This is a genomic window from Rhodococcus sp. IEGM 1305 (assembly GCF_030058635.1).
Classification (GTDB): Bacteria; Actinomycetota; Actinomycetes; order Mycobacteriales; family Mycobacteriaceae; genus Rhodococcus_F; species Rhodococcus_F opacus_D.
Genome location: NZ_JASHKX010000026.1, coordinates 67,349 through 93,401, shown reverse-complemented (window position 1 = coordinate 93,401; position 26,053 = coordinate 67,349). Strand labels below are relative to the sequence as shown.

Annotated in this window: 20 protein-coding genes and 2 pseudogenes; 8 read left to right on the top strand and 14 right to left on the bottom strand. The window is 67.6% G+C overall.

Going from position 1 to position 26,053, the window contains the following annotated elements; genetic code table 11:
• Positions 1–117: 117 nt before the first annotated feature.
• The 3 genes and pseudogenes from QM693_RS27360 (at position 118) to QM693_RS27355 (ending at position 6,269) form a co-directional block, all read left to right on the top strand.
• Positions 118–5,865: a non-ribosomal peptide synthetase gene (locus QM693_RS27360; RefSeq protein WP_283353856.1), complete on the top strand. Its 5,748-nt coding sequence runs from the start codon at positions 118–120 to the stop codon at positions 5,863–5,865.
• 60 nt (positions 5,866–5,925) lie between these two features.
• A pseudogene (locus tag QM693_RS37920) lies at positions 5,926–6,069 on the top strand (MCE family protein); the annotation flags it as partial.
• 20 nt (positions 6,070–6,089) lie between these two features.
• The gene (locus QM693_RS27355) at positions 6,090–6,269 is read left to right on the top strand and encodes a hypothetical protein (protein ID WP_283353855.1); all 180 of its coding nucleotides are present in this window, start codon (positions 6,090–6,092) and stop codon (positions 6,267–6,269) included.
• A gap of 69 nt (positions 6,270–6,338) precedes the next feature.
• Here the strand turns inward: QM693_RS27355 and QM693_RS27350 are convergent, their stop codons facing one another.
• Both QM693_RS27350 and QM693_RS27345 read right to left on the bottom strand, forming a co-directional pair.
• A complete protein-coding gene (locus QM693_RS27350; protein ID WP_283353854.1) occupies positions 6,339–6,962 on the bottom strand; it encodes a maleylpyruvate isomerase family mycothiol-dependent enzyme in 624 nt (207 codons plus the stop codon).
• 105 nt (positions 6,963–7,067) lie between these two features.
• Positions 7,068–7,387 (bottom strand): annotated as a pseudogene (locus QM693_RS27345) (SRPBCC family protein); the annotation flags it as partial.
• 188 nt (positions 7,388–7,575) lie between these two features.
• Between QM693_RS27345 and QM693_RS27340 the strand changes: the two are divergent.
• The gene (locus QM693_RS27340; RefSeq protein WP_283353853.1) at positions 7,576–8,376 is read left to right on the top strand and encodes a class I SAM-dependent methyltransferase; all 801 of its coding nucleotides are present in this window, start codon (positions 7,576–7,578) and stop codon (positions 8,374–8,376) included.
• A gap of 291 nt (positions 8,377–8,667) precedes the next feature.
• On the opposite strand, the gene QM693_RS27335 is transcribed toward QM693_RS27340, so the two are convergent.
• Entirely contained in the window at positions 8,668–9,969 is a 1,302-nt protein-coding gene (locus QM693_RS27335; protein ID WP_349307429.1) for an MFS transporter, read from the bottom strand.
• An 11-nt stretch (positions 9,970–9,980) separates the two neighbouring features.
• Here QM693_RS27335 and QM693_RS27330 point away from each other — a divergent pair, with 11 nt between their 5' ends.
• From QM693_RS27330 to QM693_RS27320, 3 genes are read left to right on the top strand one after another with little or no spacing between them, the layout of a single operon-like run.
• Positions 9,981–10,895, top strand: a complete 915-nt coding sequence (locus tag QM693_RS27330; protein WP_280784652.1) for a LysR family transcriptional regulator — start codon at positions 9,981–9,983, stop codon at positions 10,893–10,895.
• A complete protein-coding gene (locus QM693_RS27325; RefSeq protein ID WP_283353852.1) occupies positions 10,892–11,653 on the top strand; it encodes a 2-phosphosulfolactate phosphatase in 762 nt (253 codons plus the stop codon). The genes QM693_RS27330 and QM693_RS27325 overlap by 4 nt, the downstream gene beginning before the upstream one ends.
• A 10-nt stretch (positions 11,654–11,663) precedes the next feature.
• Entirely contained in the window at positions 11,664–12,107 is a 444-nt protein-coding gene (locus QM693_RS27320; RefSeq protein ID WP_280784650.1) for a protein phosphatase, read from the top strand.
• Between the two features lie 75 nt (positions 12,108–12,182).
• Here the strand turns inward: QM693_RS27320 and QM693_RS27315 are convergent, their stop codons facing one another.
• From QM693_RS27315 to QM693_RS27305, 3 genes are all read right to left on the bottom strand, one after another.
• Entirely contained in the window at positions 12,183–14,456 is a 2,274-nt protein-coding gene (locus QM693_RS27315; RefSeq protein ID WP_005240683.1) for a polyribonucleotide nucleotidyltransferase, read from the bottom strand.
• Positions 14,457–14,768: 312 nt separating this feature from the next.
• Positions 14,769–15,038, bottom strand: a complete 270-nt coding sequence (rpsO, locus tag QM693_RS27310; protein WP_005240682.1) for a 30S ribosomal protein S15 — start codon at positions 15,036–15,038, stop codon at positions 14,769–14,771.
• 110 nt (positions 15,039–15,148) lie between these two features.
• On the bottom strand, positions 15,149–16,123 hold the full coding sequence (locus tag QM693_RS27305; RefSeq protein WP_025432373.1) for a bifunctional riboflavin kinase/FAD synthetase: 975 nt from the start codon (positions 16,121–16,123) through the stop codon (positions 15,149–15,151).
• A 176-nt stretch (positions 16,124–16,299) separates the two neighbouring features.
• Here QM693_RS27305 and QM693_RS27300 point away from each other — a divergent pair, with 176 nt between their 5' ends.
• Entirely contained in the window at positions 16,300–17,013 is a 714-nt protein-coding gene (locus QM693_RS27300; protein ID WP_280784649.1) for a metal-dependent transcriptional regulator, read from the top strand.
• A gap of 4 nt (positions 17,014–17,017) precedes the next feature.
• Here QM693_RS27300 and truB read toward each other — a convergent pair whose 3' ends face one another.
• From truB to infB, 8 genes are all read right to left on the bottom strand, one after another.
• A complete protein-coding gene (gene truB / locus QM693_RS27295; protein ID WP_133986559.1) occupies positions 17,018–17,935 on the bottom strand; it encodes a tRNA pseudouridine(55) synthase TruB in 918 nt (305 codons plus the stop codon).
• Between the two features lie 62 nt (positions 17,936–17,997).
• Positions 17,998–18,681 (bottom strand): 4'-phosphopantetheinyl transferase Npt, encoded by a 684-nt coding sequence (gene npt, locus QM693_RS27290; protein WP_283334745.1) that lies wholly within the window; start codon positions 18,679–18,681, stop codon positions 17,998–18,000.
• On the bottom strand, positions 18,678–19,607 hold the full coding sequence (locus QM693_RS27285; protein ID WP_280784646.1) for a metallophosphoesterase family protein: 930 nt from the start codon (positions 19,605–19,607) through the stop codon (positions 18,678–18,680). Before QM693_RS27285 ends, npt begins: the two co-directional genes overlap by 4 nt.
• 1 nt (position 19,608) lies before the next feature.
• Positions 19,609–20,997 carry an MATE family efflux transporter gene (locus QM693_RS27280; protein WP_283334746.1) on the bottom strand — a complete coding sequence of 463 codons (1,389 nt, stop codon included), beginning with the start codon at positions 20,995–20,997 and terminating at the stop codon, positions 19,609–19,611.
• 12 nt (positions 20,998–21,009) lie between these two features.
• On the bottom strand, positions 21,010–22,011 hold the full coding sequence (locus QM693_RS27275) for a DHH family phosphoesterase (protein ID WP_280784644.1): 1,002 nt from the start codon (positions 22,009–22,011) through the stop codon (positions 21,010–21,012).
• 11 nt (positions 22,012–22,022) lie between these two features.
• Positions 22,023–22,511 carry a 30S ribosome-binding factor RbfA gene (gene rbfA / locus QM693_RS27270; RefSeq protein WP_105419283.1) on the bottom strand — a complete coding sequence of 163 codons (489 nt, stop codon included), beginning with the start codon at positions 22,509–22,511 and terminating at the stop codon, positions 22,023–22,025.
• A 114-nt stretch (positions 22,512–22,625) separates the two neighbouring features.
• The gene (locus tag QM693_RS27265; protein ID WP_005240674.1) at positions 22,626–22,916 is read right to left on the bottom strand and encodes a DUF503 domain-containing protein; all 291 of its coding nucleotides are present in this window, start codon (positions 22,914–22,916) and stop codon (positions 22,626–22,628) included.
• A 101-nt stretch (positions 22,917–23,017) separates the two neighbouring features.
• Entirely contained in the window at positions 23,018–25,948 is a 2,931-nt protein-coding gene (gene infB / locus QM693_RS27260) for a translation initiation factor IF-2 (RefSeq protein ID WP_283353851.1), read from the bottom strand.
• Positions 25,949–26,053: the final 105 nt, after the last annotated feature.

Below are 26,053 nucleotides of genomic sequence, written 5' to 3'. Positions count from 1 at the left end.
GCCGATCCCGACAGCCCGGTCGACGACATCGACCTCCTCGACCCCGACGAAAAACAGCTGATCCTCGAGGACTGGAACCACACCGATCATGCGACAACCACCGACACACTGGTGTCGATGTTCGGTGCGCAGGTCACGCGCACACCCGACGCGCCCGCGGTGGTGGACGGAAACCGAACACTGTCCTACGCCGAGTTCGATGCACGCGTCAACCGCCTCGCCCGACACCTGATCACCCAGGGCGTGGGCCCGGAAACCATCGTGGCACTACGGATGCGCCGCTCCCTCGACTTCGTCGTCGGCGTCTACGCCACCCTCACCGCCGGTGCAGCTTATCTGCCCATCGACCCCCACCACCCAGCCGAGCGCACACACTTCATACTCGCAGTGGCGCAACCCACCTGCATGCTGACCACCACCCACGACGACCAAGACGATCCGCCCGACCCGGTACCGGTCCTCCACCTCGACACCATCGATCTGTCACCGCTGTCCGCGATGCCGGTGACCGACGCGGACCGCCGCGCACCGCTACGCCCGCAGAACACGGCCTACGTGATGTTCACCTCGGGATCGACCGGCCGCCCGAAGGGAGTGACCGTAGCGCACAGCGCGATCGTCAACGAGGTGCAGTGGGTTGCGTTCGACTACGGCTTGGGTGACCGTCTTCTGCAGAGCAACGCGGTGACCTTCGACGCATCGACTCCCGACCTCTTCGCACCGCTGCAGGTCGGGGGCTGCGTGGTCTTGGCAGGGCCCGACGGCCAACGCGACCCCGACTACCTCGCCGAACTCATCCGCACCCAAGCGATTACCCACATGTCGTCGGTGCCGACGGTACTGACCGCCCTGATGGCCGGCCGATCACCCGACGTCCTCCGCGGCGTGCGGGTGGTCTACCTCGGCGGTGAAACGCTGTCCGGGCAGACAGTCGCGCGGTTGGCGGAGTTCGGCCCGGCGACGGTATGGAACCAGTACGGGCCCACCGAAACCACCGTCAGCGTCATCTGCCACCGCTGCACCCAACACGAAGAGAGCGTGGTGCCCATCGGCACACCCCAGATCAACTGCCACGCCTACGTGCTGGACCACCGCTTGCATCCGGTACCGGTGGCGGTGGTGGGCGAGTTGTATGTGGCCGGGGTCCAGCTGGCCCGCGGATACCACAACCGGCCCGCACTGACCGCCGAACGGTTCGTCGCCAACCCCTACGGCCCACCCGGCCAACGCATGTACCGCACCGGCGACCTCGTCCGCTGGCACCCCGACGGCAACCTCGAATACCTCGGCCGCCGCGACCTCCAAGTCAAAATCCGCGGCCACCGCATCGAACTCGGCGAAATCGAAGCCACCCTCACCACCCACCCCGACATCACCCACGCCGCAGTGACAGTCCACCACGACCACCACACCGGCGACCAACTCGTCGGCTACGTCGTCCCCCGCGATGGCGCCCGCCTCGACCCGGCTCGTGTCCGCGTGCTGGTCGCGGAGCGCCTCCCCGACTACATGGTGCCCTCACCGATTACCGTGCTGGATCGATTGCCGTTGACGGCCAGTGGGAAGGTGGATCGGCGGGCGTTGCCGGCACCGGTATTTCCGGTGCCGCAGTACCGGGCGCCGGTGACGGTGGCGGAGGGGGTCGTTGCCGGCGTGTTCGCAGATGTCCTCGATCGCGAGAGGGTCGGGCTCGACGACGACTTCTTCGCCCTGGGCGGCAACTCGCTGCTCGCGACGCAGGTGGTGTCGCGGCTCAGTGTGGCGATGGATGCGCGGGTACCGATGCGAGTGCTGTTCGAGGCGTCGTCGGTGCAGGCACTGTCGACGTGGCTCGAATCCCGGGCCGCTGCGGGTGCACGCACACCCCTGGTTCCGCGGACCCGCCCCGAACACATCCCGCTATCGTATGCGCAGCAACGCATCTGGTTCCTCAACCGGTTCGACCCACACTCACCGGTCTACAACATCCCGTTCGCCGTGCGCCTGTCGGGAACCATGGACACAGCCGCACTACTGGCAGCGATCGCAGACGTCGTGGACCGGCACGAAACCCTCCGGACGATCTACCCCGAATCCGAGACCGGCCCGCACCAAGTGATCGTCCCGGCGGCCGAGATCAGCGGCGGATTCGCCACCGCCGCGGTGACCGAGAACGAGCTCGCCACGCGACTGCTGTCGATGGCCTCCGCCGAGTTCGACGTCACCACATCGGTGCCGGTGCGGGCCGCCCTGTTCGCCACGGCCGACAACGAGCACGTGCTCGCCGTGGTGCTGCACCACATCTGCGCCGACGGCTCCTCGATCGCCCCGCTGGCCCGGGACGTGATGGCCGCCTACACGGCCCGAACCGGCGGACACACGCCATCGTGGCCACCACTGGCTGTGCAGTACGCCGACTACACCCTGTGGCAACGCGAACTACTCGGCTCCGACGACGACCCGAACTCGTTGCTCGCGCAGCAACTGACCTACTGGCGTTCCACACTCGACGGTCTGCCCGAACAGCTCGAACTGCCCGGGAACCGAACGCCGCCCGCCGTCACCCACCGTGGACGAACACACACGTTCACCATCGACGCGCCCACCCACCGCGCGGCAGCCGAACTCGCACGACAGCACACCGCGACCGTGTTCATGGTGCTGCACACCGCATTCGCGATATTCCTGGCCCAGATGTCGGGAACCGGGGATATCACGATCGGCACCCCCGTCGCCGGCCGCGGCGACCCGGCCCTCGACGACCTGGTCGGCATGTTCGTCAACACCCTCGCACTGCGAATCCCAGTCGATGCTGCCAGCAGCTTCACCCAACTGCTCACAACGGTGCGAGAAACCGACCTGGCCGCATTCGAGCACGCCGACGTGCCGTTCGAACGGGTGGTACAAGCCCTCAACCCGGCACGATCGACCACCCGACACCCCCTGTTCCAGGTGATGCTCGTCTTCCAGAACCAAGAGCACCCGAAGATCGAACTGGCGGGACTGACCGCCCGTATCGAGGACATCGACCACGCCGCCACCCAGTTCGACCTCACGCTGACGGTGACTGAACGCGTCGACCGCGATGGTGCCGCTCAGGGTTTGACCGCCGCGCTGACATACGCGCAGGACCTGTTCGACGAGAACATCGTCCGCGGCTTCGCCGACCGATTCACCCGGCTCCTCGAGGCAGCGGTGGCCGATCCCGACAGCCCGGTCGGCGACCTCGACCTCCTCGACGCCGACGAAAAACAGCTGATCCTCGAGGACTGGAACCACACCGATCATGCGACAACCACCGACACACTGGTGTCGATGTTCGGTGCGCAGGTGACGCGCACACCCGACGCGCCCGCGGTGGTGGACGGAAACCGAACACTGTCCTACGCCGAGTTCGATGCACGCGTCAATCGCCTCGCCCGACACCTGATCACCCAGGGCGTGGGCCCGGAAACCATCGTGGCACTACGGATGCGCCGCTCCATCGACTTCGTCGTCGGCGTCTACGCCACCCTCACCGCCGGTGCAGCTTATCTGCCCATCGACCCCCACCACCCGGCCGAGCGCACACACTTCATACTCGCAGTGGCACAACCCACCTGCATGCTGACCACCACCCACGACGACCAAGACGATCCGCCCGACCCGGTACCGGTCCTCCACCTCGACACCATCGATCTGTCACCGCTGTCCGGGGCGCCGGTGACCGACGCGGACCGCCGCGCACCGCTACACCCGCAGAACACGGCCTACGTGATGTTCACCTCGGGATCGACCGGCCGCCCGAAGGGAGTGACCGTGGCGCACAGCGCGATCGTCAACGAGGTGCAGTGGGTGGTCGAGGCGTTCGATCACCGTGCCGGTGACCGACTTCTGCAGAGCAACGCGGTGACCTTCGACGCATCGACCCCCGACCTCTTCGCACCGCTGCAGGTCGGGGGCTGCGTGGTCTTGGCAGGGCCCGACGGCCAACGCGACCCCGACTACCTCGCCGACCTCATCCGGGCACAGAAGGTCACTCACGTGGCGTCGGTGCCGACGATACTGACCGCCCTGATGGCCGGCCGATCACCCGACGTCCTCCGCGGCGTGCGGGTGGTCTACCTCGGCGGTGAAACGCTGTCCGGGCAGACAGTCGCACGGTTGGCGGAGTTCGGTCCGGCGACGGTATGGAACCAGTACGGGCCCACCGAAACCACCGTCAGCGTCATCTGCCACCGCTGCACCCAACACGAAGAGAGCGTGGTGCCCATCGGCACACCCCAGATCAACTGCCACGCCTACGTGCTGGACCACCGCTTGCATCCGGTACCGGTGACGGTGGTGGGCGAGTTGTATGTGGCCGGGGTCCAGCTGGCCCGCGGATACCACAGCCGACCCGCACTGACCGCCGAACGGTTCGTCGCCAACCCCTACGGCCCACCCGGCCAACGCATGTACCGCACCGGCGACCTCGTCCGCTGGCACCCCGACGGCAACCTCGAATACCTCGGCCGCCGCGACCTCCAAGTCAAAATCCGCGGCCACCGCATCGAACTCGGCGAAATCGAAGCCACCCTCACCACCCACCCCGACATCACCCACGCCGCAGTGACAGTCCACCACGACCACCACACCGGCGACCAACTCGTCGGCTACGTCGTCCCCCGCAATGGCGCCCGCCTCGACCCGGCTCGTGTCCGCGTGCTGGTCGCGGACCGCCTCCCCGACTACATGGTGCCCACCCCCATCACCATCCTCGACGCACTACCCCTGACCGCCAACGGCAAGATCGACCGGCGAGCACTCCCCGCACCAGCACCGTTGAAGCGACAGTTCCGACCACCGGTCACCCCCACCGAACAGACCATCGCCGACGTCTTCACCGACGTCCTCGGCCACGACCGAATCGGACTCGACGACGACTTCTTCACCCTGGGCGGCAACTCGCTGCTCGCCATCCAGGTCAGTGCGCGGCTGCGAGAGGCTCTCGACGTCGAGATGCCAGTGGCATGGCTCTTCACTGGCGCCACGGTGGAAGCGATCGCCAGTAGAGTCGAGGCGGTCTCCGACGGGTCGACACCTATTGCGCCGACCGGACCTTCGGCATTCGACGTCCTGTTCCCGATCACATCAGCTGGAGATTCCGACCCGATCTTTTGCATACACCCGGCTAGCGGATTGGCCTGGTGCTACGCAGGTTTGGCTCGATACACCGAACCGAGACAGCGAATCTACGGGCTGCAATCCCCCGAACTCGTCGAAGACGACCCGCATCCCCGTTCCATCGAACAGTTGGCGGAGCACTACGTCCGGGAGATCCAGGCCGTGCAACCAGACGGGCCGTATCACCTGCTCGGCTGGTCCTTGGGCGGAGTTATTGCCCACGCCGTAGCCACACGATTTCGCCTTCTCGGGAAGCAGGTCTCGATGCTGGCGATGCTGGACAGCCGGTTCCGCGAAGCGCAATCGACTGCAAACCAGGAATTCACTGTTGAAGACATCCTGGTCGAGCTAGCCGATCTGTTTGGATTCGGTGCCGAAGACTTCGATGCCGCGGGGAAAACCATGTCGGCTGAACAAGCGACCGAACTGATTCATCTGCGAACCGGAGCATTCGAGTTTCTCCAGCCATCACACGTGAAGCGGATCGTCGAATCCTTCAATGACGCGCCACGGTTGGTCGCCGACTACCACCCCGCCGTGTTCGACGGAGACATGGTCTTCTTCGCCGCCGCAGCTGGCGAGATGACCCGAGAGGTTGCCGAAAGTTGCTGGCAACCATACATAACTGGTTCAATCGACTACTATCCCATCGATGCCACGCATATTCGTATGACCACGCCGCGAGCGTTGGCGGACATTGCACGAGTTCTCAACACCTACCTCGTCGACGCTGTCAGTTAGCGGCGCCTCCCCGTGTCAAACGAACTACTCGATGGTGCAACGAACGCATGAAATCGCCATCTCGCGATCCAGCCGGACAAGGCGCAGCTGATTCCGTCGACCGCGACGGCGCGGTTGCTGCCCGAGACGCTATTCGGCGAACGCTATGTGTCGCTCATCGTTCCCGAGGGCGACACGGCTCCGCCGATCCAGGCCGGCGGGACACGCTGGCGAACACACTCGGCGTGCAGTTCATCAACCCGAAAGGTCGCTACCTGCCCAACCAGGACGAGCCGCGCCTGCTCGACAATCGCGGACCGGCCTGCTACGACGTCACCGGGGTCCACGATCAGGTCCCGGGATACGGAGCCCAGATCACGCCCGCAAGTTACGCGGGATCGAAGATGCAGGCGCCCCGACCATGAGGGGAACCGAAGTGGCCTGCGAGTGACGACGCTCCTGGGACCGTCGCCCGGTTTCCGGACGGTAGATCGTCAGATCGCCGCCGCGAGGACCTCGACTCCCGGTCCGTGGAGGTCGTCCAGCGCCACCCTCCGACCGGAGACGGCCAGGAGAAGCGAAAGGGCGGTGCCGCTCACCTCGGGGCCGTCGCCGATCGACATCTCGACGTCCGCTGCCGTCAGCCGGACGCGGGCCACGAGTTCTTTGGCGCCGCCGAAGGACGCCGGGGTGCGCGTCTGCAGGCGGAGCGATCTGTCGACGGCCTCCGCCGGGTAGGAGCGGGTGAGTCCCAAGGGCCGACGGATGTCCTCACCGTGGACGATCTCCTCGACGAGCCGGCTGTCGAGGGGCGCCGGAGGCGTCGACGTGCGCGACGCCACCCGACGAAGCCGCTCCAATGTCTCCTGCGGTGAGGCACCGCGCTCGCGTTCCACGCCGCGTGCGTTCTGGCGGTCGAAGTCGAATCGCGCCCGGGCGAGGCCGACCATGAAACCGAGGCGCGTCGTCCGAGCCGTGTCGACCAGGTGGGCGACCACGTCATGCACCGTCCAGTCGCCGCAGAGCGACGGCTCGTCCCACCGTGCCGCGTCGAGACTCCCGAGGTCGTCGATCAGCGCCGCACGCTCCGCGTGCACCATCGACCAGACATATTCCACAGCTCGCTCCTTCGGTCGGCCACATCGTATGCACGGTAAGACTCGTCGAGACACGGAATCTCATCGCTGCTCGGGGAACGACCGAATGAGAGCCGACCCGCATGGTCAGCTGTCGATGGTGAGCACGTCTGCGAGGTTGTCCAAACTTGCCCGCACCGTGCGTGAGTACGCCTTCGCGACTATCGGGTCGGCCAGCTTGCCGAAGATTCCTCCGAGGCCACTTTCGCTGTCGGTCCGATAGGTGAACAGGGTGCCGCCGTCGACTTCCTCGAGCCTCGTCGTCGCGGTGAAGCCGACCTTGCTCTCCACCGACTTGGACGTGGCCATCTTCAACGGTTCGTACTCGACGAATTCGGTCACGGGTCGAGCCGCCTACCCAGAATGCGGGTTACCCCGCGCCACCGGGTGCCCACCCCGAGTTGGCCTCGTCACGCTCCTTGCTCGGTCGGGCCACGATGGAGACCGGTCTGTTTGATTCTCCCGCTATACCTGGTCGCTATCACTGATGGTTAGCGCGTCAAAGCGCTGGTAGCGGTGTAGACACGACAAGACCGCGAAGCGCCGGCGAATCCGGTGCTGGATCGATCCGCCGAGGAGCAGAGATGATCGAATCATGACAACGGATCGCCGTACGCTTCGGAACACCTTCGAGTTGGCCGCCGAGAAGTACCACGCCGCTCGGCCCAGCTATCCGTCAGCGCTCTACGACGAACTCGTCCTCACGTCCGGACTGCGCCCAGGTGACTCGCTACTGGAGATCGGAGGAGGTACGGGCAAGGCCACCGTCGAGCTCGCGCGGAGGGGCTTCACCATCACGTCGGTCGAACTCGGGCATGACCTGGCAGCGATCGCACGTGAGAATGTAGCGGCGTTCCCCAACGCCGAGGTGGTCTGCGCCGATTTCGAGCAATGGAGGCCTGCGCCAGGCGTGACCTACGACCTCGTATTCGCGGCAACCTCCTGGCACTGGATCGATCCCTCGACGCGATACATCAAGGCGGCCAGCCTCATTCGCCCCGAAGGACATCTGGCTTTTTGGGGTGCACAACACGTGTTCCCGGAAGGTGGGGACCCGATCTTTCGTGACATTCAGCCCGTCTACGAGGAGATCGGCGAAGGTCTCCCGGATACCGCGACGTGGGCGCGCCCGGGTGAGCTGGCCGATCATCGGGCCGAATTCGAGGAGAGCGGGTTCTTCGACAGCGTCGTGGTGCGTCACTTCGACTGGGAAGTCAGCTACGACGTGGACGGCTATCTCGACCTTCTCGACACCTTCTCCGGTCACATCGCGATGGCGAAATGGCAACGGGAACGGCTGCACAGCGAGATTCGTCGTCGAGTTGCCGAGCGGCCCGATCACCGCATCCGGCGGCACTTCGGCGCGGTCCTGCACATTGCCCGCCGTCGCAGCTGATCTTCACGCATTTCGCGCCAGACGGCCGAACGACCCGACCGACTCTCCGGTCAAGCCCGGGGCGCATCACAGGCTTCGGTGTGGCCGTCCAACGCACATAGGCGAAGGCGGCTTGGTTCCGCACCTCCGAACAGTGCGACTGCCAACCCCAGAACACCTCCACTGCCGGCCAACACCGCACCGAGTAGGAACATTCCACTCATCAGACCCTCCCCTCTGTCCTGTCCCCATTACAGCAGGCCCCCACCCGGACAGGGGCTCCGGCCTGCCGGAGAGATCCCAACTCCCGCTTCAGCAGGACTCGACGGCGACGACGCGACGTGCGGTTGTCGATGGGAGGAGCGCGAGGACGAGGGCCAGCACCGTCAGGACGAGGACCAGGACGGCCACGTAAAACCATTGTCCGTTCGCCCAGGCGATTCCTCCGACCCAGCCGAACAGGCTGGAGCCGGCGTAGTAGGAGACGTTGTACAGCGCCGTCGCCTGTGCGCGACCCGTTGTCGCGTGGGCGCCGACCATGCCGGATGCGACGGCATGGCCGACGAAGAGTCCGCCGGTGATCGCGGCCACGCCGAGGAGGATCAGGACCAGCGATCCGGCGACGCTGAGCATCGTCCCACCTGCCATGAAGGCACAGGCCGACACGAGCACGGTTCGGTGACCGAACCGGCCAACCACCCAGCCGGCGGCGCGAGAGCCCGCCGTGCCCGCCAGATAGGCGAGAAAGATCAGCGACACCACCGTGGGCGCGAGGTGGTACGGAGCGGCCTCGAGGCGGAAGGGGAGGTAGTTGAAGACGGCCACCATGCCGCCGACGAGTAGCGCACCGATGCCGAACAATGCCAGCAGGCGGGTATCCCGCAGGTGGATGGCAAGGATCCCGGTGGACGGGACGGCCACTCGCCGCCCCCGACCGGCGGGAAGCAACGCGATCAGGATGGCCATCAGGATCGCCAGACCTACGCCGAGGATCGCCAATGCCGGACGCCACCCGAGGTGATCGGCGACCGGGACGACCAGAAGTCGACCGCTCAAACCACCCAATGATGTTGCTGCCACGTAGGAACCGGCCAATGCCGCGGTCCGCGCCGGCGCGGCGACCTCGTGGAGCAGTGTCATCGCCAGCGCCGGCAGTCCCCCGAGCGCCACCCCTTGGACGAATCGTCCCGCCACCAGCGCGTCGAACGTCGGGAGCCAGGGGACGGCCACGGCGAGCAGTCCCGCGGTTGCCGCCGCGTACCGCATCGCGGTGGGGCGCCCCACCCGATCCGAGAACCGGGCCCACGGCAGAACCGACAACGCCAGCCCGAGCGTGGCCGCCGAGACCAGGAGAGAAGCCTGCGCCGGGCTCACGGACGCGTCGTGCCCGATCTGCGTGAGGAGCCCTTGAGGCGCGTACATCAGGGCAAAGGTCGCCACACCGGCACACCACAGCGCAGCCGAGAGTCGGCGGTCCGGATTGCCCGTCGGCGGCGTGGGCTGCAGGGCAGTCGCTGCGCGGGTCTCCTTCTCCGTGAGGTGTGTGGCGGGCATGGAGTCGACGTTAGATCCGAAGAACTGATGAATCCAATGCAGAACCATCCATCGACTCATACAGTTGAGTCATGAATAGCGAGACCGTCAAGGCGCTGTTGCCGCACCTCCCCGTCCTCGTCGCCCTCGGCGAAGTCGAACATGTGACTGTCGCTGCCGCGATGCTCGGGATGCCCCAGCCCACGGTCAGCCGGATAATCCGCCGACTCGAAAAGCAACTCGACATCTCGCTCCTGGAACCGGACGGCCGCGGCGTGCGCCTGACCGATGCCGGCCGGACACTGGTGCCTTACGCACAGCGCGCACTCGAGGCGGTGGTGGACGGCCTCGACGCCGTGCAGTCCGAAGACCGACAGGCGCGGGCCACCGTTCGCGTCGCCTTTCAGATGTCGCTCGGCGAGCACCTCGTGCCCGAGTTGATTCGCACCGTCCGCGCGACGGATCCGACGATCCGGTTCGTCCTCAGTCAGGGCGCGCGCCGCACGTGCCTGGACACCCTCCTCAACCGTGAGGCCGATATCGCGCTCGCCTCCCGTCTCACCCCACCGCCCGAGGGCCTGACGGTCACGCCGCTGTTCGAACAGCCGCTCGTCGTCCTGGTGCCCTCCGAACACCCGCGGGCCGCATCGACCTCGACGACGATCCGTGACCTCGCCTCCGAGCCGATCGTCACTCTCAAGCCGGGCTACGGACTCCGGGGATCGCTCGACGACCTGTTCGCCCGAGCCGGTGCCCTACCCACGATCGCGTTCGAAGGAGAGGACGTGCACACCGTGCACGGCCTGGTCGCATCCGGCTTGGGCGTGGGCATCGTGCCGGCCACGGATACTCCCCCACCCGGGTGCGCGCAGATTCGCCTCGACGATCCCCGAGCCTTCCGCGACATCGGTGCCGCGCGCCTACCCGGTCCCCCGAGCGTCGCGGTCACCACGGTTATCGCTGCCCTCATAACGCTCACGTCGACGGAGAGCGGGGAGACCCCGTGAACCGCGAACATCTCCAACACGATTACGGCCTCCGTTTCGACTGGGGCCTGCCGGGGGCGAAAGCCGTCGGCGCCGACGCCGACGTCGCGGTCGTAGTGGACGTCCTGTCGTTCACCACCACACTCACCGTTGCGGTCGACGCCGGCATCGACGTCCTGCCCTACCGGTGGAACGACGATTCTTCCGAACGCTACGCCCGTGACTCGGACGCGGTCCTCGCCGTCGGACGCAACCGGGCGGCGAACGGGCAGATCAGTTTGTCGCCGAATACGATTCGACGGACCGCGGCGCCGCGCAGGTTGGTGCTTCCCTCGCCGAACGGATCGACCATCAGCTTCGAGCTCGGCACCGGAATCGGCGTGTGCGTCGGGGCGTCCCTACGGAATGCGACCGCTGTTGCAGACTGGATCGCCCGGCACTGCACGTCGACGTCGGTGGTGTCGGTGATCGCCGCCGGGGAGAAATGGCCGGGCGGCGAACTCCGGCCGGCGATCGAGGATCTGTGGGGCGCGGGCGCCGTGCTGTCCGCTCTGACGGCGATCGGTCGGGGCGCTGACGCGTCGCCGGAAGCCCTGGCGGCGATGACCGCCTGGCGCGGTGTCGCGGACACCCTCCCGCAGTCCCTCGCGGCGTGTGCGTCGGGACGGGAGTTGCGTGCCTCGGGATACCCGCAGGACGTCGTAATCGCCGCCGAGGTGGACCGGAGCACCGCCGTCCCGGTCCTCGAAGATCGCGTCTTCCGAGCGGCTGCGCAATAGAGTGAGCGCCATGTTCGATACCTGGGACGCCGACGCTCCTGGAGTCCTCCGCCTGCCGTCCGGGCGGCTGGTCCGCGGCCGGGGGCTGAGGCGACCACTCCCCGACGGTCCCCTCCCCGATTTCGCCGTCTACCTGCTGGGGCGGACGCCGCCGCCGGTGCAGTGGGACTCACGGTGGGTCCGCTGGCCCGACTTCGCGTTGCCGCGGGACCGCGACGACACCCTCGATGCGCTGGGTGAGGTGTGGCGCCGCGCCGCGACGGAACGGGTGGAGTTGGCATGCGGGGGCGGTCGCGGCCGGACGGGCACAGCCCTCGCCTGCATCGCCGTGCTCGACGGGGTCCCGGCGCGGGACGCCGTCGCGTACGTCCGGCAGCACTACCACCGTCACGCGGTCGAGACACCGTGGCAGCGGCGGTATGTCGGACGGTTCACCGCGGCACCGTCCTCCTGACGCACCCGACACGAAGACGCCGACGGCCCCGCACGAGATTCGTGCGGGGCCGCCGGCGTGGTGACCGGGAGAAGGCTACTTCTCGGCAGCCGCCTCTTCGCTCTGCTCGGCCGGAGCCGCAGCGCCGTCTTCTTCGACGGGGATCAGCGAGATCTTGCCGCGGTTGTCGATGTCGGCGATCTCGACACGCAACTTCGAGCCGACGCTCACGACGTCCTCGACCTTGGCAATGCGCTTGCCGCTGCCCAGCTTCGAGATGTGCACCAATCCGTCGCGGCCGGGGAGGAGCGACACGAACGCACCGAAGGCGGTGGTCTTGACGACCGTGCCCAGGAAGCGCTCGCCGACCTTCGGCAGCTGCGGGTTGGCGATGGCGTTGATCATGTCGATCGCGGCCTGCGCGGACGGGCCGTCCGTCGCACCGACGAACACGGTGCCGTCATCTTCGATGGAGATGTTGGCGCCGGTCTGCTCGGTGATGGAGTTGATCATCTTGCCCTTGGGGCCGATGACCTCACCGATCTTGTCGACGGGGACCTTGATGGCCGTGACGCGCGGGGCGAACGGGCTCATCTCGTCGGGGGTGTCGATGGCCTCGGCCATGACCTCGAGGATCGTCGCCCGCGCATCCTTGGCCTGCGACAGCGCGCCGGCGAGGACCTTGGACGGGATGCCGTCGAGCTTCGTGTCGAGCTGCAGGGCCGTGACGAAGTCCTTCGTGCCCGCGACCTTGAAGTCCATGTCGCCGAACGCGTCCTCGGCACCGAGGATGTCGGTGAGCGCGACGTAGCGGGTCTCACCGTCGACCTGGTCGGAGACGAGGCCCATGGCGATACCGGCGACCGGAGCCTTCAGAGGCACACCGGCGTTGAGCAGCGCGAGCGTCGACGCGCACACGGAACCCATCGAGGTGGAGCCGTTGGAGCTGAGAGCCTCCGAGACCTGACGGATGGCGTACGGGAATTCCTCGACGCTGGGCAGCACGGGCATGAGTGCCCGCTCCGCCAGCGCGCCGTGACCGATCTCGCGGCGCTTCGGGGAACCGACGCGTCCCGTCTCACCGGTGGAGTACGGCGGGAAGTTGTAGTGGTGCATGTACCGCTTGGTCGTCTCGGGTCCGAGGGAATCGACCTGCTGCGCCATCTTCACCATGTCGAGGGTGGTGACACCCAGGATCTGGGTCTCGCCGCGCTCGAACAGAGCGGAACCGTGGGCACGCGGAACGATGGCGACCTCGGCCGACAGCGAACGGATGTCCGTGATGCCACGGCCGTCGATGCGGAACTGGTCGCGCAGAATGCGCTGACGGACCAGCTTCTTCGTCAGCGAGCGGAACGCCGCGCCCAGTTCCTTCTCGCGACCCTCGAAGTTCGGGGCGACCTGCTCGAGGACCTCGACCTTGACCTCGTCGGTCTTGTCGTCGCGCTCCTGCTTGCCCGCGATGGTCAGTGCCGCGCTGAGCTTCTCCGCTGCGGCGGCCTCGACGGCTGCGAACACGTCGTCCTGGTACGCCGGGAAGACGGGGAAGTCACCGGTGGGCTTGGAGGCCTTGGCCGCGAGCTGCTGCTGCGCGGTGCAGAGGCGGGCGATGAACGGCTTGGCGGCCTCGAGGCCCTCGGCCACGATCGCCTCGGTGGGAGCCTGTGCGCCACCGTCGATCAGGGAGATCACGTTGTCGGTGGCTTCGGCCTCGACCATCATGATCGCGACGTCGGCGTCGTCACCGCTGCCGGAGACGATGCGACCCGCGACGACCATGTCGAAGACGGCGTTCTCGAGCTGCTCGACGGTGGGGAATGCGACCCACTGGCCGGCCTTGTTCTCGTCCGAGGTGATGAGCGCGACGCGCACACCGCCGACGGGTCCGGAGAACGGCAGTCCGGCGATCTGGGTGGAAGCAGACGCGGCGTTGATCGCGACCACGTCGTACAGGTCCTGCGGGTTCAGGCTCATCACCGTGACGACGACCTGGATCTCGTTGCGCAGACCGTCGACGAACGACGGGCGCAGCGGGCGGTCGATCAGGCGGCAGGTCAGGATCGCGTCCGTGGAGGGACGGCCCTCACGACGGAAGAACGAGCCGGGGATACGGCCCGCCGCGTACATGCGCTCCTCGACGTCCACCGTCAGGGGGAAGAAGTCGAAGTGCTCCTTGGGGTGCTTGCTGGCGCTCGTCGCGGACAGCAGCATCGTCTCGTCGTCCAGGTAGGCGACGACGGCGCCGGCGGCCTGCTGCGCGAGGCGACCGGTCTCGAAACGAATGGTGCGGGTTCCGAAGGACCCGTTGTCGATCACGGCGGTGGATTCGAACACGCCCTCATCGACCTCTACTGCGGAATTCTCTGTCATCTCTTCTTTTCACTTCCCTCTCGTCTTCGCCGTACCCGCGGGGGCGTTCTCACCCTCCTGGCGAGAACTGCGCACCTGAGGGACATCCCCCTCTCGAGTTCTCGGGATGTCGCTGTGCGGAGGCGGCCGTCGATCGAAGTCCCCCGGACCGTGTCCGGAAGACCACTACCGAAGACCGACACCACATTCTCGGGTGCATACGGTAGTGCTGCCCTCGGCAGCTAACGCCGATAGCCAGCGAGGCCCAGTCTAAGCAAGGCCCCGCCGGCTACCGGAGTGATTTGCGATCGAAATGACCGCTGTGTACGAAACTCAGCGACGCAGGCCGAGACGCTCGATCAGCGAGCGGTAACGCTCGATGTCGACCTTCTGGACGTACTTGAGCAGACGACGACGGCGTCCGACCAGCAGCAGGAGGCCGCGGCGGGAGTGGTGGTCGTGCTTGTGCATCTTGAGGTGTTCGGTGAGATCGACGATGCGCTTGGTGAGCATGGCCACCTGCGCCTCCGGCGAACCGGTGTCGGTCTCGTGCAGGCCGTACTCGCTCAGAACCTGCTTCTTTTCTTCGGTGGTCAATGCCACTGGTTCACTCCTGGTGATGACGTTCGCGTGCAAGGATCGAAACTCGGCGCGGCCACCGCGAACCGCAGCGCACGCCAGCGGTCTACTTTACCAGCTGAAATGGGACGGCTTTACCGCACGTCCTCCGACGCCGCCAGGATCGCACGCGCACGCTCGGCGTCCTTGCCCATCGCGACGATCAGGTCGTCGACCGAATCGAATTTTTCCATCCCGCGGAGCCGCTCCACCAGATCGACGGCCACGTGCTGGCCGTACAGGTCGGCTTCCCGGTCGAGGACGAAGGCCTCCACGGTGCGCGTCCGCCCGGAGAACGTGGGATTGGTGCCCACCGACACGGCGGCCATGTACCGCTCGCCGGAGGTGACCGTGCCCAGGTCGACTCCGTGTCCGAGCACGGTGAACCAGGCGGCGTACACGCCGTCCGCGGGAATCGCGGCATACATGGGCGGCGCGACGTTCGCCGTCGGATAGCCGAGCTGCCGTCCACGACCGTCGCCGTGGACGACGACACCCTCGACGCGGTGCGGACGGCCGAGGGCCTCCGTCGCGGCGGCCATGTCGCCGGCGTCCACGCACGACCGGATGTAGGTGGACGAGAACGTGACCGCGTGCTCCGCGAGCAACGTCACACCGTCGACGGCGAACCCGAACCGGTCTCCGATCTGACGCAGCAGGTCGACGTTGCCCGCAGCCTTCTTGCCGAACGTGAAGTTCTCACCGACGACGACATCCGCCACGTGCAGGCGCTCCACGAGGATCTCGTGGGCGTACCGCTCCGGCGTCAACTTCATGAATTCGGCGGTGAACGGCATGACGCAGAACACGTCGATCCCCAGCTCCTCCGCGAGCTCCGCCCGGCGGGCGAGCGTCGTGAGCTGGGCGGGATGACTGCCCGGACGAACCACTTCCATCGGATGAGGATCGAAAGTCATGAGCACGCTGGGTATTCCACGCGTGCGGGCAGCCGCCACCGCTCGACTGATCAGTTGGGCGTGACCTCGGTGCACGCCATCGAATACGCCGATCGTGAGAACACAACGACCCCAGTCGGCAGGAACCTCGTCGAGACCACGCCATCTCAGCACGAGTGGCAGCCTACGGTGCCGCGCGCCGATGTTCATCTCCGGACCGGGTGTCCGGCCGCCCCGCGCGCCGGCGAAGCGCCACGACCTCGCGGTTCGTGGTCACCCGGGCCGTCCCCCGGCGACGGATCAGGTGTGTCGATGTGTCTCGGCGGTAAGACTTGCCTAAGCTCGTTGGCGTGGCCGTGAACAAGAATGACCAGAGCGTGACCGAGGACTCGACCTCCGAGACCGGGGCTCTCTCGGCAGTGGCGCAGGACTACCTCAAGGTCATCTGGACCGTTCAGGAGTGGTCGCAGGAGCGGGTGTCCACGAAATTGCTCTCCGAGAAGATCGGGGTGTCGGCGTCCACCGTGTCGGAGGCCATCCGGAAACTGTCCGACCAGGGTCTCGTCGATCACGCCCGATACGGGTCCATCGCCCTCACCGAGGCGGGGCGCGTCGCCGCCGTCGGAATGGTCCGCAGGCACCGCCTCATCGAGACGTACCTGGTGCACGAACTGGGATACGGCTGGGACGAGGTGCACGACGAGGCGGAGGTACTCGAACACGCCGTCTCGGATCTGATGATCTCCCGGATGGACGCCAAGCTCGGCCATCCCGAGCGCGATCCGCACGGCGATCCGATTCCCGCGGTCGACGGCTCGGTGCCCACTCCTCCGGCACGCCAGCTCAGCGACTTCGTCAACGGCGAGAGCGGCCGCATCGCCCGGATCTCGGACTCCGACCCGGCGATGCTGCGGTACTTCGACTCGGTCGGGGTGGCGCTGGACGTCACGATCACCGTGCTGGAGCGACGCGACTACGCCGGAACCGTCTCGATCCGGCTCGGCACGCACGACGACTCCATCGAGCTCGGAAACCCCGCCGCCCAGGCCATCTGGCTGGTGTGAACCGCTACCTCAGGGTCGCGGGGCGGACCACCATCACCGAGCTGGCCCGCCGTCCACGTTCCTGGAGCAGCGCGATCGTGTGCCCGCTCGGATCGATGGCAGCGTAGACGCCCTTGATACCGATCGGCTCGAGCCACCGGCCCTGACTGATCGATTCGGCCTCGTCCGCATCGATCTGCCGGTGCGGGAACGCGGTCTGCGCGGCGGCATCGATGTCGAGACTGACCCCCGGCTCCTCGGCCAGCTGTTCCAGCGTGCGCGCGTGCTCGAGCGTGAACGGTCCCACCCGGGTCCGTCGCAGCGAGGTGAGATGTCCGCCTACGCCGATCAGCGCGATCCCCAGATCACGCGCGAGGGCCCGGACGTACGTGCCGGAGGAACATTCCACCTCGACGTCGAGGTCGACGAACGTGCCCTCGGTTCGCCTCGCGACGACCTCGAACCGGGACACCGTGACCGAGCGGGGAGCGAGTTCGAACTCCTCGCCCGCACGGATCAGTGCGTGCGCCCGCCTGCCGTCAACCTTGATGGCGCTGACGCTCGACGGGATCTGCTGGATGTCTCCGGTGAGGGTGTGCACCTGCGCGGCGATCTCCTCGTCCGTCACGCCGGACGCATCGGCCGACGCCACGACCTCGCCCTCGGCGTCGTCGGTCGTGGTGGCCTGACCCAGCCTGATCGTGGCCGTGTACGCCTTGGTGGTCAGTGCGAGGAGCCCCAGCAGCTTCGTTGCCCGCTCCACACCGAGCACCAGCACCCCGGTGGCCATCGGGTCGAGAGTGCCCGCGTGCCCGACCTTCCGGGTGCCGAGCAGCTTGCGGCACCGGGCCACCACGTCGTGGCTGGTGACGCCCGCATCCTTGTCGACGATGAGCAGTCCGGCGCCGACGAGACCGGAAGAGGGCTTTTCACGTGCAGACACGAGGCCCGATTCTGCCAGCCGTCGTCACCGCACCGAAATCAGTGCACCGCACAGTACCGAAATCAGTGCACCGCAATGGCGGTGATGATCAGGCCGTCGGACACCATCCACCGTCCGTCGAACGACGCCAGCGGTGGGCCGTCGACCGTCTCTCCGGAGATCAGGAGATCCGAATGGAACGTGCCCGTGCCGTCCCCGGACGCCTCGAACGTGATGTGCGCGTCCTCGAACCCCAGCCACCGGGCGGTGAGCGGGAACCACGCCTTGTACGTCGCCTCCTTGGCGCAGAACAGCAGCCTGTCCCGGTGCACGGGACCGCCGGTGGCGGAGCGCCACAGCCCGGAGTCCGCCGCGCCCGACAGCCAGTCCCGTTCGGCGGGCAGACTCACCGCGTCCAGCACACCGTCGGGGAGCGCCTCGTGCGGTTCGGCGTCGATCCCCACGGACCGCACCTGCATGGCGTAGCCGAGCACCGCGCCGCGGTAACCGTCGCAGTGGGTGAGGCTTCCGACCACGCCGCGCGGCCACACGGGGGACCCCTTGTCGCCCCGCAGAACAGGGGCCTGGTCCACGCCCAGCTTCGTCATCGCCAGGCGGGCGCAATGACGTGCGGTGGTGAATTCGCGGCGCCGCTTCTCCACCGCCCTGCCGATGAGCGCCTCCTCCTGCGGGTGCGGACGCAGGCCCGGCGGATCGTCGAACAGTTCCGACGACACCACTCCGGCAGGCAGAATTCTCTCGATCACAGGGCCCCCCTCGCCCGCATCTTCTCCACTTCGGCTTCCTGTTCGGGGGTCACCTTGAAGTGGCCGCCCCACTTGTTCAGTGTTCCCGGCGGGTACTCCGGCACCGGGAGGATCTGCCGCAGGAGGCGGTCCGGGAGTCCCCGCCGCTGCCACTCCCGCGGGTAGCCCAGCGACACCTCTTCGAACCGCACCCCGTCGTAATAGGTGGTGCGCGGAATGTGCAGATGCCCGTACACGGCGCAGACGGCGTTGTACCGGGTGTGCCAGTCCGCGGTCAGTTCGGTACCGCACCACAGGGAGAACTCCGGGTACCACAGCACCTGCGTCGGTTGACGCACCAACGGGAAGTGGTTGATCAGCACGGTGCGGGTGCCCGTGGGCAGGGCGTCCAACCGGGCCTTCGTCGCCTCGACGCGGCTGCGACACCAGGCATCCCGGGTTCCGTACGGTTCGCTCGACAGCAGGAACTCGTCCGTGGCCACCACGTTCTTCTCGCGCGCGATCGCGAGACCTTCCTCCTTGGTGGTGGCACCGTCGGGCAGGAACGTGTAGTCGTACAGCAGGAACATCGGGACCAGGGTGATCGGGCCGTCCTCGGCCTCCCACACCGGGAACGGGTCCTCGGGGGTGATGACGCCGATCTCCCGGCACATGGTGACCAGGTAGTCGTAGCGGGCGGCGCCGTGGATCTGCACCGGGTCCTTCGCCGTCGTCCACAGTTCGTGGTTGCCGGGAACCCAGATGACCTCGGCGAAACGACTGCGCAGGAGTTTCAGCGCCCACCGGATGTCGTCGGTCTTCTCCGAGACGTCGCCCGCGACGATCAGCCAGTCCTCGGGCGAGTCGGGATAGATGTCCTCGGTGATCGGGCGGTTTCCCCGGTGCCCCACATGGACGTCGCTCACCGCCATCAGTTTGGGTGCCACGTCAACCACCTTTCCGATCGTGTTCCGCCGCCGGATCGCTGTCCGATCCGTGTCGTGTCTGCAGATCGGACCCGACCACTGCCCAGCGGCCCGTTCCGACGCGCCACACGACCGCGAGCATCCGAAGAAATATGAACACCGTGAGACCCGTCCAGATTCCCGCCAGGCCCCAGTCGTGCAGCATCGACAGCCAGATCAGTGGGAGGAATCCGACCAACGCGCAGAACAGCGTGGCATTCCGGAGGAAGGCGACGTCACCGGCCCCGAGCAGCACCCCGTCGAGGGCGAACACCACTCCGGCGACCGGCATGATTGCGACGAAGAACCACCACGCCACCGCCATCTCGTCGAGCACGGCCTGATCGGAGGTGAACAGTTCGGGGATCACCCCGTGGCCGAGGGCGAAGATCAGGGCGAGCCCTGTCGCGAAGATCGTGGACCATCGGGTGATGCGCCACGACAGTCGGGTGGCGCCCTTGGCGTGTCCGGCGCCCAGCGCGGCACCGACCAGCGCCTGTGCGGCGATCGCCAGGGAGTCGAGGGTAAGGGCGACGAGGTTCCACAGCTGCAGCACCACCTGGTGCGCGGCGACCGCCGCGGCACCGAACCGGGACGCGACTGCGGCAGCCGAGAGGAAACACGCCTGGAAGGCCAGGCTCCGCAGGATCAGATCCCGGCCGAGCACCATCTGGGCGCGCATGACGTGCCACCGCGGACGCAACGGCACCCGCTCGACCACCAGCGCTCCGACGAACAGGCTCGCGGACACCGCCTGACCGATCACGTTCGCGACCGCCGAACCCTCGAGTTCCAGCCGCGGCGCGCCCCACAATCCGTGCACCAGCACCGGGCAGGCCACGGCCGACACGGCGAGACCGGCGATCACGAAACGGAGGGGCCGCACCGTGTTCTGCACGCCGCGCATCCACCCGTTGCCCGCCATCGCGACGAGAATCAGCGGGGCCCCGAACACCGCGATCCGCAGCCAGCTCTCGGCGGCCGCCGCGATGTCGGAGCCGCCGGCGATCGCCGAGGTGACCGGCCGCGCGAACAGGTGGGCCAGCGCGATCACGAGCGCGCCGATGCCCAGTGCCAGCCACGTGGCCTGCACGCCCTCCCGGACCGCGCCGCGCTCGTCGCCGGCACCGTGCATGCGGGACGCACGCGCCGTCGTGCCGTAGGACAGGAACGTCAGCTGCGTGCTGACCTGGGCGAGGATGAGACCGCCGACGGCGAGGCCCGCGAGCGCCAGGGCGCCCAGCCGACCGACGACGGCGATGTCGAAGAGCAGATAGATCGGTTCGGCAGCGAGGACACCGAGCGCGGGCAGCGCCAGCCCGAACACCGTCCGGGCGGTCGCGTCGCCCGTGACTTCCGAGACGTCAGCCAACGAATTCGGACCTCAGCCGAGCGACTCGACGAGCGAGGTCACGATCTCGTCCGCAGAGCACTCGGCGGTGTAACCGGCGGCGAACCGATGACCGCCGCCGCCGAGATACCCGGCGACGACCGACACGTCCACGTCGGACTTCGATCGCAGCGACACCGACCAGGTGCCGTCCACCGCCTCCTTGAGGACGGCGGCGACCTCGGCCTCGGACGTCGTCCGGACGATATCGATGACGCTTTCGATCTCCTCCGAGCGGAGGTCTCCGATGTAGGCCCGCCGGATGACCGCGTACACCAGTCCACGCCCTCCCGCTGCGTCGGGGACGAGCGTCGCCGATCCGAGCACCGAGGACAGCATGGGCAGCCAGCCGAACGGGTGAGTGTCGAGCAGGCGCCGCGCGATGCGGGCTCCGTCGATTCCGGTGGCGAGCAGCCTCTCGGCCAGCGTGTGGGTGCCGGGCTGCACCCAGCGGAACGAACCGGTATCGGTCACGAGTCCCGCATACAGGCAGTGCGCGAGATCGGCGTCGATGTCCACACCCCACAGGTCGAACATCTGTGCCACGACAGCGGTCGTCGACTCCGCGGACTCGTCGATCAGGTTCATGCGACCGAAGCGGGTGTTGGACCGGTGGTGATCGATGACGAGGGTGTCGCCCGCGTTCGCGAGCCGGTCGGCGAGCTTCCCCAGACGCCCGGCACTGCCGCAGTCGACGGTCACGAGCAGGTCGACGTTGCGGCGCACCTGATCCGCCGGCACCAGCAGGTGGGTGCCCGGCAGTTCGCGCATCGACTCCGGTAGTTCGTCGGGCGCGCCGAAGGCGACCTGTACCGGAATCCCTTTGCGCTCGAGCACCAACGCCAGGGCGAGCCCACTGCCGATCGTGTCGGCATCGGGTTGGACGTGACACAGAATCGTCACCGACGTCGCGTTCTCGAGAACGGCGACCGCCTGCGGCAGAAACACCTCGTGACGATCGAGATCAGACAGGGACGTCTCCTGAGTGTGGGTCATGTCGGTTCGTGTCAGTCCGCCTGGCGGGAACCGGAGGGCTCGTCGACTTCCGCGTCGTCCGCGTCCTCGGCTCGGGGCTCCTTGTACGGGTCGGGGTCACCGGCCGGGGACGCACCGGCCGCGACACGCGCGACCTCGTCGTCGGCGGCGCGTGCGCGGGCGAGGAGTTCCTCCATGTGCCGCGCGGTGTCGGGGACCGTGTCCGCGACGAACGTCAGCGTCGGAGTGAACCGGACTCCGGTGCCTGCGCCCACCTTCGAGCGCAGAACGCCCTTCGCCTTCTCCAACCCCGCGGCTGCGGCGGCGAGGTCCGGTTCGGACTCGAGGTCGGCACCCATCACGGTGTAGTACACGGTGGCGTCGTGGAGGTCGGCCGTCACCTTGGTATCGGTGATCGTGACGAACGCCAGGCGAGGGTCCTTGATTTCGTGGTCGATCGCCGTCGCGACGATCGTGCCGATGCGCTTGGCGAGTTTGCGTGCCCGGGCGGGATCCACCATGACAATCAGACTCCTCTCCCTGGCCGCTGGATAAGTTGTGAAGTTGCGTGTGTAGCTGTAGTTCATTCTGCACGCCGGGCCGCGGATGCGGCGGGGCGGGCAGGGCACTCCGAGTCAGTCCTCGGGGCCGAAAATCCGTCGCCGGACCGCAAGGAGTTGCAGTTCCGGCAGCTCGGCGACGTGCCGTTCGCACGTGTCGAGTACCTCGTGTACGTGATCGACCGCCGAACTCGCCATCGTGACACCGAGCATCGACCGGCGGTACCGATCCTGTTCCCCGGTCTCCGCCGCCGAGACGCCGTAGCGTCGCAGCTCCGCCAGAACCGGTTTGACCATTGCACGCTTCTCTTTCAGAGATCGCACGTCACCGAGCAAGATGTCGAGCTCGAGCGCACCGACGTACAAACTTTCCTCCTTCGGGGAGACGTGCGCTCCCCCGGCCGAGTCGATCGGCCGGAGAAGCGCACGCCGGATGACGCTGCTGCGTCACCCCAAACGGATGGCGACTAGTCGCGCGGCTTTTCCCGAAGCTCGTAGGCCTCGATGACGTCACCGACCTTGATGTCGGAGTAGGTGAGCGTCAAACCGCACTCGTAACCCTCGCGTACCTCGACAGCGTCCTCCTTCTCCCGCTTCAGCGAGGAGATGGTGACGGTCTCGGCGACAACCGTGTTGTCACGCAGCAGCCGGGCCTTCGCATTGCGACGGATGGTACCCGAGGTGACGAGGCAACCGGCAATGTTGCCGACCTTGGACGAACGGAACATCGCGCGGATCTCCGCCTTGCCCAGCTCGACCTCTTCGTAGATCGGCTTGAGCATGCCCTTGAGAGCCTTCTCGACCTCGTCGATGGCCTGGTAGATCACTGAGTAGTACCGGATGTCGACGCCCTCGCGGTTCGCCAACTCGGTCGCCTTGCCCTCGGCGCGGACGTTGAACCCGATGATGATCGCGTTCGACGCGGCGGCCAGGTTGACGTTGGTCTCGGTGACGCCACCGACACCACGGTCGATGACCCGCAACTGCACCTCGTCGTCGATCTCGATGCCGTGCAGGGCCTCTTCCAAGGCCTCCACGGTTCCCGAGTTGTCGCCCTTGAGGATGAGGTTGAGCTGCGACGTCTCCTTGAGAGCCGAATCCAGGTCCTCGAGGCTGATGCGCTTGCGGCTCTTCGCGGCCAGCGCGTTGCGCTTACGCGCATTGCGCCGGTCGGCGATCTGACGGGCGATGCGGTCCTCGTCGACCACGAGCAGGTTGTCGCCTGCACCGGGGACCGACGTGAAGCCGACCACCTGGACGGGACGCGAAGGCAGGGCCTCGAGCACGTCGTCGCCGTGCTCGTCGACCATGCGGCGCACACGTCCGTATGCGTCGCCGGCCACGATCGAGTCGCCGACCCGCAGCGTTCCGCGCTGGATGAGCACGGTAGCGACGGGGCCGCGTCCACGGTCGAGGTGCGCCTCGATGGCGACACCCTGAGCGTCCATGTCCGGGTTGGCCCGCAGGTCCAGGGCAGCGTCCGCCGTCAACAGCACGGCTTCGAGCAGTGCGTCGATGTTGGTGCCCTGCTTCGCCGAGATGTCGACGAACATGGTGTCTCCGCCGTATTCCTCGGCGACCAGTCCGTACTCGGTGAGCTGCTGCCGGATCTTGTCCGGGTTCGCGCCTTCCTTGTCGATCTTGTTCACCGCGACCACGATCGGCACGTCGGCCGCCTGGGCGTGGTTGATCGCTTCCACCGTCTGCGGCATGACGCCGTCGTCGGCGGCGACGACCAGGATCGCGAGGTCGGTGGCCTTGGCACCACGGGCACGCATGGCCGTGAAGGCCTCGTGACCGGGGGTGTCGATGAACGTCACGAGACGCTCGTTGCCGTCGAGCTCGGTCAGCACCTGGTAGGCACCGATGTGCTGCGTGATGCCGCCGGCCTCGCCCTCACGGACGTTGGCCTTACGGATCGTGTCGAGCAGTCGGGTCTTACCGTGGTCGACGTGGCCCATGACGGTGACCACCGGCGGACGGGACTCGAGGTCCTCTTCGCCACCTTCGTCTTCGCCGTAGGTGAGGTCGAAGCTGTCGAGCAGCTCGCGGTCCTCGTCCTCGGGGCTGACGACCTGGACGACATAGTTCATCTCGCCGCCGAGCAGTTCCAGCGTCTCGTCGTTGACCGACTGGGTCGCCGTCACCATCTCGCCGAGGTTGAACAGTGCCTGCACCAACGCTGCGGGGTTCGCGTCGATCTTCTCAGCGAAGTCCGACAGGGATGCACCGCGGGCGAGGCGAATGGTCTCGCCGTTGCCACGGGGCAACCGCACGCCGCCGACGGCGGGCGCCTGCATCGAATCGTATTCCTGGCGCTTCTGACGCTTCGACTTGCGACCACGACGCGGGGCACCACCGGGGCGACCGAACGCACCTGCTGCCGCACCGCGCTGACCGGGGCGTCCACCGCCGCCGGGACGACCGCGGAAACCACCTGCGGGTGCTCCGCCACCGGGCGCGCCTGCGCCGGCACCGGGGGCTCCGCCACCGCGGTATCCACCGCCGCCGCCACCGGGACGACCGCCGGGGGCTCCGCCGGGACGGCCGGGACGACCGCCGGGAGCGGGACGTGCCGAACGTGCAGGCATCGCGCCCGGGTTCGGGCGAGGAGGCATCGAGCCGGGGCTGGGACGGGGACCGCCCTGACCGGGAGCCGGACGGGGACCGCCCTGACCCGGTGCCGGACGAGGTCCACCCTGACCGGGAGCCGGACGGGGACCGCCCTGACCGGGTGCCGGACGAGGTCCACCCTGTCCGGGAGCCGGACGGGGTGCACCCGGACGCGGTGCGCCGGGAGCGGGGCGGGGTGCCGGACGCTCGGCGGGAGCCGAGGAGTACGGGTTGTTACCGACACGCGGGGGCTTCGGGCCGGGACGGGGTCCGCCGGGCTTGGCGCCCGTGGACGGAGCCGCGGGTGCACTGGCAGCCGGGGCTGCGGGTGCGGCCGGAGCTGCGGGTGCGGCCGGAGCCGGGGCAGCCGGGGTGGGCCGACCGGGCTTGGGAGCATTGGTCGCCGGGGCAGCCGGGGTGGCTGCGCTTGCCGCGGGGGCGGCCGGAGCCGGGGCCTGCGCCTCGGGGGCTGCCGCAGCGGGTGCGGCCGGAGCCGGAGCCGGAGCCGGGGCTGCCGGCTTCGGGCCGGGACGGGGACCGCCCGGCTTCGCTGCGGTCGCCGGGGCGCTCGGCGCGGGTGCGCCGGGCTTGGCCGCCGGACGGGCTGCGGAATCGGCGGACTTCGCCGACGGGAAGGATTCCCGCAGACGCCTGGCGACGGGCGCCTCCACCGTGGAGGACGCCGACTTCACGAACTCGCCCTGCTCCTTGAGCGTTGCGAGTAGTTCTTTACTTGTGACACCGAGTTCTTTAGCCAACTCGTGCACGCGGGCCTTGCCTGCCACTGCTCTCCTCACTGATGAGGTCGAGCAGGAGGCTCCCCTGAGAGGGGCCCGCACGACCTCGGGTTATCTCCGATGGACGATCATCGCTGGTGCTTCACGGTGTGC